Genomic DNA, 17,809 nt, shown 5'->3' with positions numbered 1-17,809 from the left:
TGTAGCCGGCGGTGGGTATCGTCAGATGCGCTCGCCGTTCTTCACCCGATAGGTCGGCTTGTACATGGTGACCAGTTCTTCGGCCGCCGTCGGATGCACGGCCATGGTGCGGTCGAAATCTTCCTTGGTCAGTCCGGCTTTCAGCGGGATGCCGAGAAGCTGCGCCATCTCGCCGGCGTCCGGCCCAAGGATATGGGCGCCGAGCACTCTGCGCGAGGCACCGTCGACCACCAGCTTCATCAGCATCTTCTCGTCGCGGCCGGACAGGGTATGGCGCATCGGGCGGAAGCTGGCGCGATAAACCTCGATGTCGGGAAAGCGCTTGACCGCCTCGTCCTCAGACAGGCCGACGGTGCCGATCTCCGGCTGCGAAAACACCGCCGTCGGGATGGTGTCGTGGTCGGGCGCGGTCGGGTTGTCCTTGAAGGCGGTCTCGATGAAGCACATCGCCTCGTGGATCGCCACCGGCGTCAATTGCACGCGGTTGGTGACGTCGCCGATCGCCCAGATGTTGTCGAGGTTGGTGCGCGAGTACTTGTCGACATTGATGGCGCCGGTCCTGGTGAGCTCGATGCCGACGCCTTCCAGGCCCATGTTCTCGGTGTTTGGGATGCGACCGATGGCGAGCATCACCTGGTCGACGGTCAGCACCTTGCCGCCGGTGACGAGCGCGTCGAGACGCCCGTCCGGCCGCTTGCGCACCCATTCCGACACCGCATGGCATAGGATCTTGATGCCCTTCTTCTCCATGGTCTCGTGCAGCGTGCGCCTGAGATCCATGTCGAAGCGGGACAGGATCTCCTTGCCGCGATAGACCAGCGTGGTGTCGACGCCGAGCCCATGGAAGATGTTGGCGAATTCGACGGCGATGTAGCCGCCGCCCTCGATCATGATCGCCTTCGGCAATTTCTTGAGATCGAAGGCTTCGTTGGAGAAGATGCAATGCTCATGGCCGACGAGGGCCGGATGCGGCGCCGGCCGGCCGCCGGTGGCGATGAGTATCTGGTCGGCGGTGACGGTCCGGTCCTCGCCGAGCAGATGCACCACATGCGGATCGACCAGCATGGCGCGCGAATGGAAGGTCTCGCCGCCGGCACCTTTCACGTTTTTCTCGTAGATAGCTTCCAGCCGGGCAATCTCCTTGTCCTTGTTGGCGACCAGCGTCGGCCAGTCGAAACTGGCCTCGGGCACCGTCCAGCCGTAGCCGGCGGCGTCAGCAAAATGCTCGGGAAATTGCGAGGCATAGACGTAGAGCTTCTTCGGCACGCAGCCGCGGATGACGCAGGTGCCGCCATAGCGGTATTCCTCGGCGATGCCGACGCGCTTGCCGAGCGCTGCCGCTACGCGGGCCGCCCTCACCCCTCCGGAGCCACCGCCGATGACGAAGAGATCATAGTCGTAGGCGGTCATCACGGAACTCCTGGAGAGAAAAGGCCGAGGCACAGGTAGGCTGCCGGGCACCAAAAGAAAAGCCCGGACAAAGCCGGGCTTTCTGGTCCAGCGGCCGTCAGGCCGCGTGGCAAGGCAAATCAGTTCTGCGTGTTGTCGGCCGGCGCATCGCCGTCAGCCGGAGCCGAGCCATCGGCCGGCGCGGCACCATCCGCGGGAGCGGTCGCATCGGCAGGAGCAGGCGCGGCCGGAGCGGCGGCCTTCGCCGCGGCGGCCAGCGTTTCGCCGACCTGCTGGGCGAGGTCGCGGGCGACGCCGTTCTGCCAAATGTCGGCTGCCTTGACGAGATCGCGCGTCACCGCAGGACCACTGTCGAGCAGCTTCTTGCCCGAATCGGAGCTGTAGAAGGTCGCGATATCGTTGAGCTCCTTCTCGGAGAACACCTTGGCATAGGCGAGCGCCGCCTCCTTCTCGAGATCGGAGCGGCGCGCCGCCAGCAGCATGGCCTTCTCGGTGACGGTCTTGCCGATCAGCTCCTGCATGTCGGGGTTCTTCTGGATGAGCTGATTCTCAAGCGCCACCGCCGCCTGCGGCAGGATGTTGTCGAACGGATCGGTGGCATGGATCGCGGCGACGGCCGCGCGCGCGGCCTTCAGGTGCGATTCGGAGACGTCCTGGGCAAACGCCGGCGAGGACAGCGCAAGGACAGCCGAAGCCGCCAGAGCGGCCGAGAAGCGGCGAACCCGGTTATGCAACATCATGGTCGATAGAACTCCCTGGTTTTCGGGCGGCATGGACGGTTTGGATGCCGTCGCCGCCGGCGATGATGGCCGCTGACGCCAGCCCGATGAAAAGACCATGCTCGACAACGCCTGGAATGGCATGGAGAGCATTCGAAAGCGCTCTTGTATCCGGAATGCGGCCAAAAGATGCATCGAGGATAAAATGGCCGCCGTCTGTAACAAATGGCTGGCCTGCCGTCATCCTCAATGTCACCGGCCCGGACAGGCCGAGGCCTGCGGCGGCCGCGCCGATCGCGATCTCGGTGGCGCGCAGGCCGAACTTGTTGACTTCGATCGGCAGCGGAAAGCGGCCGAGCGTCTCGACCATCTTGGACTGGTCGGCGATGACGATCATGCGCCCGGAGGCCGCCGCGACGATCTTTTCGCGCAGCAACGCGCCGCCGCCACCCTTGATCAGGGTGAGCGCCGGGTCGACCTCGTCGGCGCCGTCGACGGTGAGGTCGAGCTGCGGTGTCTCTTCGAGCGTCGAGAGCGGCACGCCGAGCTCGCGGCAAAGTGCAGCGGTGCGTTCCGAGGTCGGCACGCCGATGACGCTCAGCCCGGTAGCGACCTTCTCGGCGAGCAGGCGCACGAACTCCTCGGCCGTCGAGCCGGTGCCGATGCCAAGCCGCATCCCGTCGGTGACATGGCCAAGAGCGGCCCGCGCGGCCTCGACCTTCAGTTGCCTCGCATCCATGCTTGTTCGTCGTCCTGCAAACGCTGGTTTGGGCGCTCCTAGCATTTTTGCCCGCCCGGTCAAAGGCCGCGCTCCGCTTGTGCTCAAAGCCTGTGGATTGGTCGAGCCGGCTTGCCTGATCGGGACACAGGCGGTATCGCCTCGGGCGACGCAACCGCACAGGACTGCCCATGACCAGACCGATCATCGTGTTCGACCTCGACGGGACGCTGGTCGACACGGCGCCGGATCTGCTCGACAGCCTGAACCACAGCCTCGCCGCCAGCGAACTCGCGGCGGTCGACGAGGCCGGCTTCAGGCGCTTCGTCGGCCATGGCGGTCGGGTGATGATCGAGCGGGCGCATGCCGCGCAGCAGCGGTCGCTGGCGGCGGAGGAGCACGACCGGCTGCTGAAACTGTTCCTCGACCACTACACGCTCAACATACCCGGCAAGTCGCGCCCCTACCCCGGCGTCGTCGAGGCGCTCGACCGCTTCAAGGACGCCGGCTACCTGCTCGCGGTCTGCACCAACAAATACGAGGCGAACTCGGTGGCGCTGATCGGCGCGCTCGGCCTGGCGCGGTATTTCGCCGCGATCGCCGGCCAGGACACGTTCGCCTTCCGCAAGCCCGACCCGCGCCATCTCACCGAAACCATCAGGCTGGCCGGCGGCGATCCGGACCGCGCGCTGATGGTCGGCGATTCGCAGACCGACATCGATACCGCCAAGGCCGCCGGCATTCCGGTGGTGGCGGTCGATTTCGGCTATACCGATCGCCATGTCAGGGAATTCGAACCGTCGGCGGTGATCTCGCATTTCGATGCGCTCACCCTTGGCCTCGCGGAGTGCCTGATTGCCGCCGCGCGTTGAGCAAAAACAAGGCCGTATCGCCTCCCAGATACCGCAAACACGATCCTTGCAGGATGAATGGCACATCGCCTTGACTTCGGCGGCATGCCTCCCTTATATCGCGGCTCGCTTGGCCTTCGGGCAACGAGCGGGCGATTAGCTCAGCGGGAGAGCACACCCTTCACACGGGTGGGGTCGCAGGTTCAATCCCTGCATCGCCCACCATTCCCCTGCCACCTCGCATTGCGATGCGCATGATCCGGCAGGATCCCTTCCCTCTCAAATTGATGAAGCCTCGCACCCGTCGTCACATGGTTGAACGCCGGGGCTTTGCCGCCGTCTCCTGTTGCCGTAAACTTCAGCGAGGGCGGCAATCGGGACATCAACATGGCTTTCGCCAGCGCGAACGACAGGAACGACCTGCCGCGCCTTGCGCGGATCGATCCGCATCAATTCGATCTGCTGTTCAGCGGCTGCAAGGTCGAGCGCTATGCGGCCGGCCAGCATCTGTTCGTCCAGGAGGACGCCGCCGACCGCATCTACGGCGTGATCAGCGGCTCGGTGGAAATCTCGATCTACTCGCCGGGCGGCCAGAAGCTGGTGGCCAATATCGAATTGTCGCGCAGCCTGGTCGGCGAGATCGGCGCGCTCGACGGGCGCCCGCGCACGGCAACCGCCATCTGCCTCACAGCATGCGAGCTGGTCTCGCTTAGCCGAGCGCAACTCTTTGATCGCATTGAGAAAAACCCATCGCTGGCGCGCGCCATGATCGATTTGCTGTGCGCCCGGCTGCGCTGGGTCAGCGGAGAGCTCGGCGACCAAGCCTTCTTCGGCATCGAAGCCAGGCTGGCAAAACGACTGGTGTTCCTGGCCGGCGTCATGGCCGACAGTGACGGCTGGATACCGATCTCGCAGTCGGAGCTGGGCGAGTTCCTCGGCGCGACGCGCGAGTCGGTCAACAAGACCCTGAACGACTGGCGCGGCCGCCGGATCATCGACATCAAGCGCGGCGGCCTGCGCATAACCGACGCCAGGGCGCTGGGCACCATCGCCGAATCGCAGGACGACGACTGAAAGCGCATTTCCGCGATGCGGCACCCGAATCAGAGCCGCGAGATCAGGTAGCGCAGCGAGGATTTGCTCGGCATGAAGAAATAGCCGCCACCCCTTGTGGTGACGAATTGCGGCATTCCCTTCAGCACGGTGACGCCCTCCCACGACGGGATGGTGAACCTGCCGTCACCGGTGCGCGAGCCGATCGTCGGATCCTTTTCACCGACCAGCCCCTGGAACGAGGTCGATGAGACCCAGGTCTGCTGCATGAACTCATACTGGCGCTCGATGTCGGCGTTGAGGCACATGAAGAGCAGGCCCTTCTCGACCTTTCCGCCCTTCCGCTCCTGCTTCTGGTAGGAGCGGCCGACGCGGATGATGCGGTGGCGCTTGCCGATCTGGATCTGCGTCTCGCGGTCCTCGCCAAGCGAGTCGCGCGGATTGGAGCGGCGTATGTGGGCGCCAAGCGGGCAGCGATGCCCCTGCGGGTCCTCGACGCCAAGGGTGAAATCATTGTCGACGCCGCGTCCGGGGCGGCCATCTGGATTGCGCACCAGCGAGCTGCCGTCCGGCCAGCGGCCGAGCATCTTGGCGGCCACCCAGCGCGGCGTGATCGCCGGATTGCCGGTCTCGCCCGCCACCTGCGCGGCTGCCGCCTTGCAATAGTCGTCGAAGCGCTCGACGTGCTGCTCGAACTGGCGCATGACGAGAAAGGAGCCATTGCGGCCGAAATCGTGCGGCGGCGGTGGCAATCCGGCGATCTGCCGGTTGCGGCGCACCGCCGACAGGATGCCGGAGCGGTCCTGCGCGGCGGGGACGGAAGGCGAAGCCGGATAGAAGCCGTGCTCGTCGCGATAGCCGAACAGGAATTCGCCGGGCGCAACCAGATGCATGGGTGCAACACCCGCATTGGCGCGCGCCGTGCCGCGCACGATCGGCTGCGAAACCCCGTCGACGAAGCCGAAATGCTCGACCGCGCGCTTGCCGTCCCGCTTCACTGCCAGCGGCAGTTCCGAAACCAGCACGATGCCCGCGCCCGATGTCTTTTTCTTCAGCGCGGCAAGCTCGGTCTTCAGGATCTCGGGGCTTTCAGCATAGCAGACGACGACGGCGTCCGCCGGCTTCTGCAGTGAACCCCATTGCCATTTGTCGGGAACGCTGTCGCCGAGATCGTCCAGGATGCGGCCGCGTTCGGGATTGCCCATGCCGTGGCGAAAGGCGACGGGGAACGTGCCGAGTGGATCGCCCTCGACGCCGCCGTCCAGTCCGAGGCGGCGAAGCCCGTCAGGACCGAATGCCAGCGTCATCGCGCGCTCGCGCGGCACGCCATCGCCAAAACTCGCGCGGGCAACGACGAACTCTAGCCAGGCCTTGCGGCTTGCCCTGGACAGGGTCTCCGGTATGGCGATCGCCATCATATGCCCGTGCGCCAGCGACCCGAACGGACCGAAGAAGATGGACTGGATCTCACCGGTTTCCAGCTGCTGCTCAAGAGGCGGCGGGAAGGCCGAGCTGATATTGGCCAGCAGCGAAGTGGTTTTCTGAACGGTGGTTCTTTCGGTCACCAGCCGCGGCAGCGAACCGAACAGGCTCAGCCAGTCGCGCGCTTCGTTGTCGGTAGCGGAAGCAATGCCGTGCCTGATCCGGGAATTGATCCGGATGCCCGCTGTGTTGAGTTCGCGGTAGGCCGAATACCAGAACAGGGTCGGCACCTGCTGCCGCCGTGCCCAGCGTTTGAACCGGTCGCCGTCGCGAGCGCCATCGAGGAACAGCCAGCGCGTGCGCGGATAGCCTTCGGTGTTGCTCCACACGCCGGTGAGCCCGGACGCGGCCTTGGCGATGAAATCCTCGAGATAGCTTTCCCAGCTGCCGCCATAGTTGGAGAAGAACATCAGCCTGTTGGTGCTCGGCAAAAGCACCCAGCGGGCGAAATGGATGGTGTTGATGGTGGCGAGGAAGCCCGGCTTGAACACTTTCCGCGCCGTGATCGAGATCAGGTAGAAAGACAGCCGGAGCGCCAGCCGCCGCAAGGTTCCGGCCTTCATCGTCGAGATCGCCGTCATATGGTTCTGCGCGGCGCGATCCTCATGCACGATGATCTTGTCCAGCGCCTGGAGGTCGACCGGCGTGTTGTGCGGACGGTCAATGTCTTCGAGCCGCCGCAAGGCGATGAAGCAGACGCCAAGCGCCACCACAGCCATTGCGATGAGGCCGAGCACGGCCAGGAGAAGCGCCGTGGCGGCAATGGCGACGGTGGTGAAGCTGAACCCGCTCGGATCGGCGAACACCAGCTTGTAGGTCAGCTTCCAGCAGACGAGCACGACGACCGCGACAGCGACGAGCATGGGCGGCGCCAGCAGCGTGGTGGTAATGGCCTGCCACCACTTGCCGGGCGGGTTTTCGAGCAGGCTTTCGGCGGGCTGGAAAGCCCAGTCGAACCGGCCCAGCGAACGGACATGCCGGCGCGCCTCGGCAAGCACCGTGGCGGCATCGGCATTGCCGGCGCGCGGCCGCTCGGCAATGCCGCGCACGGTTTCGGCAAGCTCGGCTTCAGCCAGGATGCGGCGGACCGAATGCCCCGGCGTGCCGGAAAACACCAATCCGGCATTGCTGCCGAAGGACGGCGATATCTCGATATTGTGCCTGCACAGGAAGTCGCCCAGCGCGCCGCCCTCGGGCAGGCCGCAGACGTCCTTGAAGATCGGCCGAAGCCGATGGCCGATGGCCTGGGAGACGGCGTCGATGACCTCGCCGGCGTTGCCGTCACCGGAGATTTCCAGCACGAGCGCGCCCTTCTCGAGACCGGAAGCCTCATCGATTTCGCCGGTGCCGGCGACGGCGAGGCTGGTGAAATGGATGGTGCCGGCAATATCAAGCGCGGCGCTGATCTCCTCGCTCGCCGGATTGCCGAGCGTGGCGACCTTGTCGCGTATGGCGTCCAGCGGCACGGCCCGGATGACCGGGCAGACCACGGTCACCATCGACTGGTCGACGGTGCGGCAAAGCGCCGGCTGATCGAAGTCGACCTTGAGGCTCTCCGGATAGGCGCCGATGTTGATCAGCCGCCCGGCCTTGCCCGGCGCGCGGCGCAGTTTCTCCTTGCCGAACAGCGCGCGCACGCATTCGCCAATCTGGATCCTGGCGATCTCGGCGCCGATGCAAAGATGGATGCCGTGACCGAAGACCAGATAATCGCGATACGGACGCGTAGTGTCGAAATCGTTGGGATTCTGCACGGCATCGGGGTCGAACATCGCCGACAGCGTGGCTGGCATCACCACCGTTCCCGCCTTCACCAGGCGCTCGCGGGGCGTGCCTTTGGCGATCACCGTGTCGCGCGAGGTGTAGCGCCACGGACCGACCCAGATCGGCTTGAAGCGCATGGCTTCCATGATGGCCCGGTCCAGCTTCCCCGTGTCGCTTTCGGCGAGCGCCGCATCGATCGCCTGCCGCGCGTCTGGCCTGGACAGGATCACGTCCAGGCAATTGCTGCCGGCCAGCACGTTGGTCGGCACGAAGCCAGCGATCATGCCAAGCATGATGGAATGGATGTCCGGCCGCGACAGGCGGCCCTGGTCGAGCATGGCAACGAGACGCGCCAGCGGCTGCTGGTCCTTCGCTCCTTTTTCCCTGATCGCGTCAATGGAGCGGTCGATGAGCTTGATCAGCCGGTCGCCGCCGACGACGGCGAGCTCGCGCGTGGCCGGTTTCGCCGTCGGATCGGAAAAGAACAATGCACTCAAGGCGATCGCCCAATCGGCGAATTCGGATTCGTCGTCGATCTCCAGCCCGAAATAGTCGCGGCAGATATGCACCGGCACGATCTTCATCAGCCCGGCGATGGCGTCGAAGCCGGGGCTGGCGGCCGCCATGATATCCCTTGAATGACGCGCGGCGATCGGCCTGACCTTGGCCTCGACCTCGGCCGGCGGAAAGGCGCTCAGCACCGACGATTTCATCTGCCGGTAGGTGGCGCCGTCCTGCATGCCGAGAATGAAATTCGAGCCGCGTGCCAGCTCGGCCATTTCCGGCCCGTAGGGCGTCTCGAACTCGTCGCCTCGCTCCAGTATGTCGCGAACGTCGGCATTCCTGGTGACGAGCAGGAAATTGCCGAAGCCGAGGTTCGGCTTGAAGCGGCGCAATAGCGCGAGGGCCCAGCGCGGATCGCCGAAGAAGAAGTTCACGATGCGGGACGCCAGGCCGTTGGCGCGCAACCGTTCAATGTCGAAAGGCGGCATTTCCGACAGTGGCCGCTGGGTCTTCTGGGCCGCCCGGACGCCAGCGAAATATTTTAGTTTGATCATGCGCGTCAAAGCCCCCCGGCTGTCCACGTAATTGCAATGCCGGCCGTCTCTTGGCCTATGGTTGCATCTGCGCCGCGTATGTGAATCTTTTCACAATCATGTGTGTCCAGCCCCACGGCCCCCGTGAAATCACGTCACCGATCTGGCCTGTTCGAAATTGGCGATGAGGAATTCATTCGCGGCCTTGTCGGCGAAAGGTATCCAACGCACCCGCTGCTCCGAGAAATCCGGATGCCTGGTCGTGAAAATCGCCAGTTCGCGTTTGGCTTCGTCGACGCGGTCGCTGCGCATCAAAGCGCCGATCTTCAGGTACCTGGCGTAGAAATAGCCGGGCGACAGGTTGAGCGAACGATCGGCAGTGGCGATCACAGCCGGCCAGTCCTCGACGAAACTGTAGGCGACCGCCAGTTCCCCCAGATTGTGGAACCGGTAGAGATCGAAAGGGCTCAGCCGCTCGGTGTCGAGGAAGAACGGTATGGCGTCGGCGGCATCGCCGAGCAGAAGCTTGGCGCTGCCCATGGCCGACCGCGCGAAGGCAAAGCTCGGATTGATGCGCAGCGCCTCCTCAAGATGCTCGATCGCCGCCCGCGGCTGCCCCCGCATGATATCGATGACGCCGAGATGGGCGTGTGGACGTGCGTCGAGGCTGTCCATCAGCAGGGCCTTGCGCGCATATTGCTCGACCTTGTCGAGGTCGTCGCTGTCGCCGAAGCGCAGCCACGCCCGCCAGAAATACCACCATGCCAGCTCGTTCAGCACGGCGCTGGAATTGGCGTCCTCCCGGTAGGCCTTTTCGAAGAAATCCAAGGCGATTTCGGTGTCGCCGCGGGTGCGCCGGTTCATGTGCCAGCGGCCGCGTCGCACCAGCTGCCAGGTCTCCAGGCTTTCCCACGGCACCTGGAAGGTGCGCACCTGCTCGGCCCGATCGACCTCCTTGTCGAGTATCGCAACGATCTCGCTGCCGATCTGGTCGCGCAGCTTGAAGATGTCGACGAGGTCGCGGTCGAAGCGCTGCGACCAGACCAGCCGCCCGTTCGAGGTGTCGGCGAGCGAGGTGTTGAGGCGGATCTGGCTGCCATTGCGCGTCAGCGTGCCGCTGACGATGTAGCGGGCGCCAAGCGCGTTGCCGATCACCCGCGTGCCCAGGCTATCGTCCCGAAACTGGAAGCTGGAGCTCTTGGCGATCACCGAAAGCCATCTCGTGTTGGACAGGCCGTAGATGATGTCCTCGGCGATGCCGTCGGCCATGTAGCCGACGTCGCGCTCACCGCCAACGCCCGCGAAAGGCAGCACGGCGATCGCCGGCGGGCCTTTGGGCGGCAGCTTTTGCTGGCTGGGAGAAATTGCGGCGAACGACGCCGCCGGCGACGCGCCCTTGCCGGCGCGGCCCGCGATCATCACTCGCACCGGCAGCGCGATGTTCTTCAGCATGAATTCGCCGAGATCGGTGAATTCGGCCGCGGTCTTGTCCTTCACGTGGTGCCATGTCGTCTCCGAAATGGCGAGGCCGTCATGCGGCGCGAACTCCTGCAGCCGGGCGGCGATGTTAACGTCGTCGCCATAGAGACGGCCCTCGCGCACGATGACGTCGCCGGTGTTGATGCCGGCGCGAAACGGCATACGCATGTCCTCGGCGACGGACGCGTTGAGCGCGACGATCCTGCCCTGGAAATCGAAGGCGGCGCGCAAGGCTTCGATCGGATTGCCGAACTCGGCCATGATGCTGTCGCCGGCGTCACCGAAAGTCCGGCCGCCAAACGCCACGCAGCTGTCGGCGATGATGTCGCGGCGCTCCTCGAAAGCGGCAACGGCCAACTCGTCGTCGATGCCCATCAGCCGCGAGAAGCCGACGGCGTCGATAGAAATGATGGTCGCCAGCTGACGGGTGTAGTTCCGTTCAGCCATGGTTGAAGCCCCCGGTCCCTGCTTGCGGTCCAGCACAGGCGACTTCCGCTTTGTTGAACACTTCACCGTTTGCCGACGAAAGATCGTCGGCAGGCTCGGCGCGCCGTTGCCACCCTGTTATGGCAGCAAGTCTAACAGGGTCTTGGCAAAAGCTCTACCACGATCCGCTAATTGAACGCAGCGCGCCACCGCCTGCATGGTTAGCCGTTCATTACTCAGGTCCTGCATTGCTACCTCGCCCTTGCGTATTGGAATCCCTTATTTTTCTTTATTTCAGCTAGGGCGAATGCACATGGTTCTGTCGTCGCCCACAAGTCGCCAGACCGCCCCTGGAACCGGCGTTGTACTCCACCGACGGAACCAACAGGGACGCAGGCGAGTTCTTTACGGCATCGATGCCAGCACGAGATGAGGGGCAATCATGCGCACTGTTGTTTTGGCGACCGGCCTTGCGGTTCTTTTCCTCGGCTGGCCCGCCTTCGCGGCCGATGAAAAGCCGCTGCCGCCATCGAACGCCAAGAAGCTGTCGGAAATCATCGCCAAGGTCGAGCAACGCCCCGACTTCCGTTATGTGAAGGAGGTGGACTGGGACAGCGGCGTCTACACCGTCACCTACTACACGAACGACAAGGCGAAGGTCGAAATCTCCTACGATCCGGTGACCGCTGAGCCTAGGTAGTGTCTCGCTCCTGTTTGGTAGCGTGACAGGCGTGGGTGCTGGCTCAGGGTCGCCTTTGTCCGCCTCCCCTTGCATCAGAGCATCTTTGATGGCTGACTGCTGCCGCACGATTGCGGGCACGGGGGTGCAGGGCAGTGGTAAAGCACGTATTGAAGCGCGTCCTGATGATGCTTGCCGGCTATCTGGTCGCGGTATTTATCGGGCTGATCTCGGTGGCGGCGATCTATGGGATACTCAGTTCCCTCCCCAACGCGCCGGCTTATTTCGACCTTATGGGCGTCAGCCCGATCGCGGTGCTGCTGGTGCCGCCGCTCGGCATGTTCGTCTACTTCCTGACGATCATCCTGACGTGGATGCAGACTCTCGTCTTCGCGCTGATCGCGGAGTTTTTCTCGTTGCGCAGCTTCGTGCTGCACATGGTCTTCGGCGCCATCGCGGCGGTCGCGGGTTTCGCGCTGATCTGGCCGGACGCTCCGGAGAATTCCGAGCGCTGGGCCGACACGAGTATCATCGCGGCCGCCGGACTGGTGGCCGGCCTGACCTACTGGCTGATCGCCGGGCGCGACGCCGGCTTCAGGCGCCCGCTGTTCGAGCGCGCCTGAGCTAGCTCGCCGGAGAGCGCACCGCTTCGGTCGCGTCCAGTGCCTGCATCAGCCTCGTGTCGCGGTCGTAGACGTCGTTGAAGTATTCAACATTGCCGGACATGTCGGGCCAGGCGGTAAAGTAGGCGACATAGACCGGGATGGTGCGGGTCACCTTTTCGGTCGAATGCCCGTGCTTCAGCTTCTCGGCGATGTAGTCGACCGAGGTGCCGAGCACCGCCGCCGCCATGCCGCGCGGATCCTGCAGGCGCACGCAGCCATGGCTGAGCGCCCGCATGTCGCGCTCGAAGAAGGATTTCTGCGGCGTGTCATGCATGTAGATGGCGTGCTTGTTGGGGAACAGGATCTTCAGCTCGCCCAACGCATTGGCCTCGCTCGGCTGTTGGCGCACGCTGTAGGGGATGTTGGCGCCGTAGGCACCCCAATTGACCGCCGATGACGGCACGCGCCGCCCGCTCGAATCCGTCACCTCATAGCCGGCGCGGTCGAGATAGCCCGGATCGTTGCGCAGCCTGGGCAGCATCTCGTTGACGATGATCGATTGCGGCACGCCCCAATAGGGATGGAAATCGACCTGCTCGATCTGGTCGTAGAAGAAAGCCGTTTGGTTGGTGACCTTGCCGACCACCACGCGGGTTTTCAGCTTCTCCTCACCATTGTCGATATAGGAGGCGGTGAAGGCCGGCTGGTTGATGAAGACACGCGGGCTGCCGAGGTCGGAAGGCAGCCAGCGCAATTCCTCCAGCGCGACCTTGACCTTGGTGACCTTGTCGGCCTTGGAGGTTCCGGCCAGCGTCGCCACCGTGCGCGGCCCGATGACGCCGTCACCCTTCATGCCGGCCCGCTTCTGCACCGCCTTGATGACCGGCACCAGCTCGGGATCGTAGAGCTCGCTCTTGCCAAGCCTGGCGAGGACCTCGCCATAGTCGCCGCCCATCTCGTCGTCGAGGTTGCGCGCGATCAGCGTCAGGAGCTTGGGCAGTTCGGGGCTGCTCTCGCCGGGCTTCAGCAACAGCTTGGGGTCGACGACGATCTCGTTTTCCTCGCTCGCCTGCAGCGCTTCCAGCTCGACGCGCAGCGCCTGGTACTCCGCGTTCTGCGGATGGCGCGATTCCAGATAGGTGCGAACCTCCTGCGTGTGCGCCAGCGTCTTCAGCACGCCGTCCATGTCGAGCGGCTTGGCCGGGAAATCATAGTAGCCGGTCATCCGGTTGGGATCGACACGGCCGCTCTGGGCATCATGGGCGTAGCGCAGCACGCGCGCCGTCAGCGCCATCTCGAAGCGGACCAGTTCCTTCTGACGCTCGTCCACACTGGCCGCAGATGATGCGGCCGGCACGTCGACCGTATAGGCGGCAGGCGTCAAGCCGTAGCTCGCCGCCTCGCCGAGCACCCGCACCGCATCCTGCGCACGGCTGTTGGGGGCGGTTCCGGTCACCCAGATGAAATCCGGATTGGCCGAGTAATAGGCAATCAGCGCCTTGGCGATGTCGGGTTCGGCATAAAGCTCGTAGTCGCCCAGCCCGGCGATCGCTTCGCGGAAGGCATTGCTGGTGACCGACGGCACGAAGGCGGCATCCTGCGCCGCAACAGTCGCCGGCGCCGGCACCAACGCTGAAAAATCGACGCGCACGAGACGGTCGGCCTTGTAGGTGTAGTAAGACGGGCTGCTGATCTTGGAGCCGCCACCGCCGGCCGGCACCTTGCTGGGTCTCTGCTTGGGCGGCGGCGGGAATTCGCCTTGCGGGTCATGCCGGATGCCGCCGCCGAACAGCATGTCGAAGAGGCCTTGCGCGCTCGCCTGCGGCGCGCCGAGCGCCAGCGCCGCGGCGACCGCAAGCGGCATCACGGTGGCTTTGTTTCCGAAAATTCTCATGATCACCCGCTCCGGTTGTGAACCGGCTCCCGTTCCGCGCCGCTTGACGGTCACGCCCACCGCATAGCGGATGTAAGGCGCGATTATACTGATTCATACCGATTTCGTTAAGCTTCCATAAATTTCGAAGCCGCTGTTGCAGAACAGTTTCACAAGTTGGTGACGGTCTTGGCGAAGCGGCTTCGGCCGGTGCCGGTTGCATCAGGCGATGGCGCCGCGGTCGAAGGTCAGCGCGGCGCCGGTGACGAATCGGCCTTCCTGCCCTGCCGGCCGAATCGCCGCGGCGGCTGGCGCCAAGGTGGCGTGAAAAAACAGGCTGGCACCAACGCGACGTGACAAATGCCAGCCCCTGTGCTGGAAATTCGGCCAGCCACGGTTGGGAGGAATGCGCCGGTGAAAAAAGGCTATCGCGAGTTGCTCGACGAGGCGAACGCCGAGATCGAAGTGGTGTCGCCGGAGGAAGCGGCGGGGCTGCTCGAGGACGAGAACACGATCTTCGTCGACCTGCGCGATCCGCGCGAAGTCGAGCGCGACGGCAAGATCCCCGGCGCTAGGCATGTCACACGCGGCATGCTGGAATTCTGGATCGACCCTGAAAGCCCCTACCACAAGCCGTTCTTCGCCTCGGGCAAGAGCTTTGTCTTCTTCTGCGCCGGCGGCTGGCGCTCGGCACTGGCCACCAAGACGGCGCAGGACATGGGCCTTTCGCCCGTCAAGCACATCCTTGGCGGCTATACCGCCTGGAAGGCGGCCGGACTGCCGGTCGAGCCCGGGCAGAAGAAGAAGGCCGACTGATAGAACTTCAATGCATCGACGTCGATTCGCGGCGCTCGGTCGCGAAGCGGACGGCGCGTTCGACCACGCCCTTGTCGGCGAGGATGCGGCGATGGCCGAGGCCATCGACCCAATGCAGGCTGACATGATCGCCGGCGCCGGCATAGCGCGTGGCATGATCGGCCGAGACCTCGCGATCGTCGGGCGCATGGATGACCAGTGTCGGCACCAACGCCTCTGCGAGCTGGCGGTCGCCAGTGAATTCGCCGAGCGGCCGGCCGGCGAGCTTTTCGACGCGATCGGCCATGGCGAGCTGCGAGCGCGGGCCGACATTGAGCATGCGGCTGAAGTCGGCGAAGATCGCCGGCAGCGAGCTCGGCGCCGCGATCAGCACCAGGCTTTCGGCCGTGATAGGCTGGATGCCCCTGACGGAACCGGCAAGGGCATTGGCGGCAACGGCGCCGCCGAAGGAATGGCCGACGATCGCCTTGAACGGACCGAACCATTCGCCGGCGACCCTTGCCGCCTCGACCGCGTTGACCAAGTTCAGGCGGCGGCCCTGCGACTGGCCGTGGCCCGGAAGGTCGAGCGAAACGACCTTGTAGCCGGCGCGGCGATATCCTTCGATCAGCGGGCGCATATATTCGGTGCGCGAGCGCCAGCCATGGATGACTAGCACGGTCCCGGCCGGCGCCCTGCCCGGCTCGGGCCGGAATTCATGCACCATGACGCAGCCCTTCTTCGACTTCAGCCGATGATGGCGTGCCTCGGTCATGAAGGCCGCGGCCCGGTCGACGGCGCGGCGCTCGCCATCGCTCAGCGCCTTGACGTTCGGCGTGCGGCAGAACAGTTCGAACGCGGCGCGGCCGCTGAGACGAGGCGCCACATGCTCGGCCGCGCCGAACACGCCCCGGATGACCTTCAGACCAAATGATGCCATAGTGGCGATCCATCCATTCGTTCAAGCATGAACATAATAGTTCAAACATGAACATTAAACAAGACCTGCCCTGGGATACCCCGCGCTTTCGCAACTGGGTCGCGGTGGCGCGCGCCTGCCATGCGGTGGAGCGCGCGCTGGCGGTGAAGCTGGCGCCCCTGGATCTCAAGCCGGCGCAGCTCGACGTGCTGATGAACCTCTACCGCCATCCCGGCATGTCGCAGCATGACCTTGCCCGCAAGCTCCTGGTCGGCCGCTCCAACATCACCATGCTGCTGCCGCAACTGGAGACGCGCGGCCTTTTGCGCCGCGAGGGCGACGAGAAGGACAAGCGCGTGCTGAGGCTCAGCCTGACCGGGGAAGGCGAAGCCCTGCTGATGCAGGCGCTGAAGGTTCACATGGCGCTGATCGAGAAGGCGATGAGCCAGTCGACGGCGGAGCAGTGCGACATGATCGGCGAGCAGATGCGCAAGATCGCCGACGTGCTGAAGGAAGCCTGAGCGCCCGAGGCTCCGAGATTCAGGTCAGGATGCGCCGGAGTCGAAGACGGGCGCGAAGCAACCAAACTGGGTGGCTTCCGAGAACCGGAGCGGAGCATACTTAGCGTACGTGAGCACCGGAAGCGCAGGGGGCCGCCATTTGCAGGCCAGCCTCACCTGAATCTACCACATCGTCTTCTTCGCCCGCTCGGGCCATTCCCTGTCGTAGGTTTCGCCGTCGATGTTTTTCCGGCTGGTGATTTCCAGTATTTGGCCAGGCGTCGGCAACGCTTTCGGATCAACATGTTTCGCCGGGTTCCACAGTTCCGAACGGACGATGGCGCGGGCGCACTGGAAATAGACCGAATCGACCGCAATGACGGTGACCGAGCGCGCCGGTTTGTCGTCGACGCTGAAGGAGGCACAGAGCTCGGCATCAGTGGTGATGTGGGCATGGCCGTTGACGCGCAGCGTGGTGCCCGAGCCCGGCACCAGGAACAGCAGGCCGACGCGCGGATCCCTGATGATGTTCTTCAACGAATCGGCGCGGTTGTTGCCGCGGCGGTCCGGCATCATCAGCGTCCTCGGATCATGGATGCGCACGAAGCCGGCGAGATCGCCGCGCGGCGAGCAATCAAGCCCTTCCGGCCCGGCGGTCGCCAGCGCCGCGAAGGGCGAGGCCTCGATGAAGGCGGCGTATTCGGGGATGATGTGGTCGAGTTCCTTGACGATCGAGGCTTCGCCTGGAACCCCGTAAAGCGCCTCGAGTTGTTCGACCGTTGTGATGACCGACATATTCCCGTCTCCAAACCTTTGCCGGCGCTACTCCACATCCATGACGCCTTGACGACAGCGCGGATGGCTCGGCCTAGAGCAATTCCAAGAAAAGTGTGAAACGGTTTTCCGTCCGGAATTGCGTCAAAACGAAGGGAAAGGGCGGCTCAGCGTTTCCATGAAACGATGAACCGCACTAGCGCTCGCGGCTGAGGCCCTTTTCCGCCAGCTCCGCCAGATAGGCATTCCAGCGCGCTTCCTTCTCATGACCCAGCACGTGCAGGTAATTCCACGTGAATATCCCGGTGTCGTGGAAATCGTCGAAGGTGATGCGCACCGCATAGTTGCCGACCGGCTCGATCTTGAGGATGGCGACACTGCGCTTGCCGGGAACGGTCACGCGCTGCTCCGGCGAATGTCCCTGCACCTCTGCCGAAGGCGACAGCACGCGCAGCAGCTCGGCCGGCAATTCGAACGGCTGGTGGTCCGCAAAGGTGACGGTAAGCAGCTTCCGGTCCTTCGAGACCCGGAGTTCCTTCGGCGCGGTCATGCGGATGGTTCCTGCGTCATTTCCAACCTTCCCTACGCTGCTTCGCCCCAGGCGAAAAGGCCATTGGAGCGCAGCCGACATGCAATGTCGGCCAGGGAATGTTACCAAAGATCGAGAGCGGCTATCTTGAATGAAGCAGCGGATCGTATCACATAGCCATATATAACGCCTGCAG

16 protein-coding genes and 1 tRNA gene are annotated in these 17,809 nt (G+C 64.3%); 8 read left to right on the top strand and 9 right to left on the bottom strand.

Features of this window, described 5'->3' with window-relative positions; translation table 11 throughout:
- Nucleotides 1-21: 21 nt before the first annotated feature.
- The 3 genes from gor to rpiA all read right to left on the bottom strand — a co-directional run bounded on the left by gor (nucleotide 22) and on the right by rpiA (nucleotide 2,868).
- Nucleotides 22-1,410: a glutathione-disulfide reductase gene (gene gor / locus JG743_RS17295; RefSeq protein WP_202291963.1), complete on the bottom strand. Its 1,389-nt coding sequence runs from the start codon at nucleotides 1,408-1,410 to the stop codon at nucleotides 22-24.
- A gap of 119 nt (nucleotides 1,411-1,529) precedes the next feature.
- Nucleotides 1,530-2,150: a DUF2059 domain-containing protein gene (locus JG743_RS17290; protein ID WP_202291961.1), complete on the bottom strand. Its 621-nt coding sequence runs from the start codon at nucleotides 2,148-2,150 to the stop codon at nucleotides 1,530-1,532.
- The gene (rpiA, locus tag JG743_RS17285) at nucleotides 2,137-2,868 is read right to left on the bottom strand and encodes a ribose-5-phosphate isomerase RpiA (protein ID WP_202291959.1); all 732 of its coding nucleotides are present in this window, start codon (nucleotides 2,866-2,868) and stop codon (nucleotides 2,137-2,139) included. The genes JG743_RS17290 and rpiA overlap by 14 nt, the downstream gene beginning before the upstream one ends.
- A gap of 170 nt (nucleotides 2,869-3,038) precedes the next feature.
- Between rpiA and JG743_RS17280 the strand changes: the two genes are divergently transcribed.
- The 3 genes from JG743_RS17280 to JG743_RS17270 all read left to right on the top strand — a co-directional run bounded on the left by JG743_RS17280 (nucleotide 3,039) and on the right by JG743_RS17270 (nucleotide 4,772).
- Nucleotides 3,039-3,719 (top strand): phosphoglycolate phosphatase, encoded by a 681-nt coding sequence (locus tag JG743_RS17280; protein WP_202291957.1) that lies wholly within the window; start codon nucleotides 3,039-3,041, stop codon nucleotides 3,717-3,719.
- A 129-nt stretch (nucleotides 3,720-3,848) separates the two neighbouring features.
- Nucleotides 3,849-3,923, top strand: a tRNA-Val gene (locus JG743_RS17275).
- A gap of 162 nt (nucleotides 3,924-4,085) precedes the next feature.
- Nucleotides 4,086-4,772 (top strand): Crp/Fnr family transcriptional regulator, encoded by a 687-nt coding sequence (locus JG743_RS17270; RefSeq protein WP_202291955.1) that lies wholly within the window; start codon nucleotides 4,086-4,088, stop codon nucleotides 4,770-4,772.
- Between the two features lie 29 nt (nucleotides 4,773-4,801).
- Here JG743_RS17270 and JG743_RS17265 read toward each other — a convergent pair whose 3' ends face one another.
- Nucleotides 4,802-9,055, bottom strand: coding sequence for a cytochrome P450 (locus JG743_RS17265; RefSeq protein ID WP_202291953.1), 4,254 nt, complete (start codon nucleotides 9,053-9,055; stop codon nucleotides 4,802-4,804).
- A 129-nt stretch (nucleotides 9,056-9,184) separates the two neighbouring features.
- Complete coding sequence (locus JG743_RS17260) at nucleotides 9,185-10,960, bottom strand: adenylate/guanylate cyclase domain-containing protein (protein WP_202291945.1); 1,776 nt, start codon at nucleotides 10,958-10,960, stop codon at nucleotides 9,185-9,187.
- A 421-nt stretch (nucleotides 10,961-11,381) separates the two neighbouring features.
- Here JG743_RS17260 and JG743_RS17255 point away from each other — a divergent pair, with 421 nt between their 5' ends.
- On the top strand, nucleotides 11,382-11,639 hold the full coding sequence (locus JG743_RS17255) for a PepSY domain-containing protein (RefSeq protein ID WP_202291943.1): 258 nt from the start codon (nucleotides 11,382-11,384) through the stop codon (nucleotides 11,637-11,639).
- A 164-nt stretch (nucleotides 11,640-11,803) separates the two neighbouring features.
- Nucleotides 11,804-12,241, top strand: coding sequence for a hypothetical protein (locus JG743_RS17250; protein WP_202302672.1), 438 nt, complete (start codon nucleotides 11,804-11,806; stop codon nucleotides 12,239-12,241).
- A gap of 1 nt (nucleotide 12,242) precedes the next feature.
- Here JG743_RS17250 and JG743_RS17245 read toward each other — a convergent pair whose 3' ends face one another.
- Entirely contained in the window at nucleotides 12,243-14,117 is a 1,875-nt protein-coding gene (locus JG743_RS17245) for a L,D-transpeptidase family protein (protein WP_202291941.1), read from the bottom strand.
- Between the two features lie 168 nt (nucleotides 14,118-14,285).
- Here JG743_RS17245 and JG743_RS17240 point away from each other — a divergent pair, with 168 nt between their 5' ends.
- Entirely contained in the window at nucleotides 14,286-14,453 is a 168-nt protein-coding gene (locus tag JG743_RS17240) for a hypothetical protein (protein WP_202291939.1), read from the top strand.
- A gap of 57 nt (nucleotides 14,454-14,510) precedes the next feature.
- Nucleotides 14,511-14,912 (top strand): rhodanese-like domain-containing protein, encoded by a 402-nt coding sequence (locus JG743_RS17235; protein ID WP_202291937.1) that lies wholly within the window; start codon nucleotides 14,511-14,513, stop codon nucleotides 14,910-14,912.
- A 7-nt stretch (nucleotides 14,913-14,919) separates the two neighbouring features.
- Here JG743_RS17235 and JG743_RS17230 read toward each other — a convergent pair whose 3' ends face one another.
- Nucleotides 14,920-15,831, bottom strand: coding sequence for an alpha/beta hydrolase (locus JG743_RS17230; RefSeq protein ID WP_202291928.1), 912 nt, complete (start codon nucleotides 15,829-15,831; stop codon nucleotides 14,920-14,922).
- A gap of 47 nt (nucleotides 15,832-15,878) precedes the next feature.
- Between JG743_RS17230 and JG743_RS17225 the strand changes: the two genes are divergently transcribed.
- Nucleotides 15,879-16,331 carry a MarR family winged helix-turn-helix transcriptional regulator gene (locus tag JG743_RS17225; RefSeq protein ID WP_202291926.1) on the top strand — a complete coding sequence of 151 codons (453 nt, stop codon included), beginning with the start codon at nucleotides 15,879-15,881 and terminating at the stop codon, nucleotides 16,329-16,331.
- A gap of 162 nt (nucleotides 16,332-16,493) precedes the next feature.
- Here the strand turns inward: JG743_RS17225 and JG743_RS17220 are convergent, their stop codons facing one another.
- Both JG743_RS17220 and JG743_RS17215 read right to left on the bottom strand, forming a co-directional pair.
- On the bottom strand, nucleotides 16,494-17,105 hold the full coding sequence (locus JG743_RS17220) for a pyridoxamine 5'-phosphate oxidase family protein (protein ID WP_202291925.1): 612 nt from the start codon (nucleotides 17,103-17,105) through the stop codon (nucleotides 16,494-16,496).
- A 175-nt stretch (nucleotides 17,106-17,280) separates the two neighbouring features.
- Entirely contained in the window at nucleotides 17,281-17,634 is a 354-nt protein-coding gene (locus JG743_RS17215) for a gamma-butyrobetaine hydroxylase-like domain-containing protein (protein ID WP_202291924.1), read from the bottom strand.
- Nucleotides 17,635-17,809: the final 175 nt, after the last annotated feature.

The organism is Mesorhizobium sp. 131-2-1 (assembly GCF_016756535.1).
Lineage (GTDB): Bacteria > Pseudomonadota > Alphaproteobacteria > Rhizobiales > Rhizobiaceae > Mesorhizobium.
Note: the sequence above shows the minus strand (reverse complement) of the source record. Positions and strands in the feature narration are given on the sequence as shown.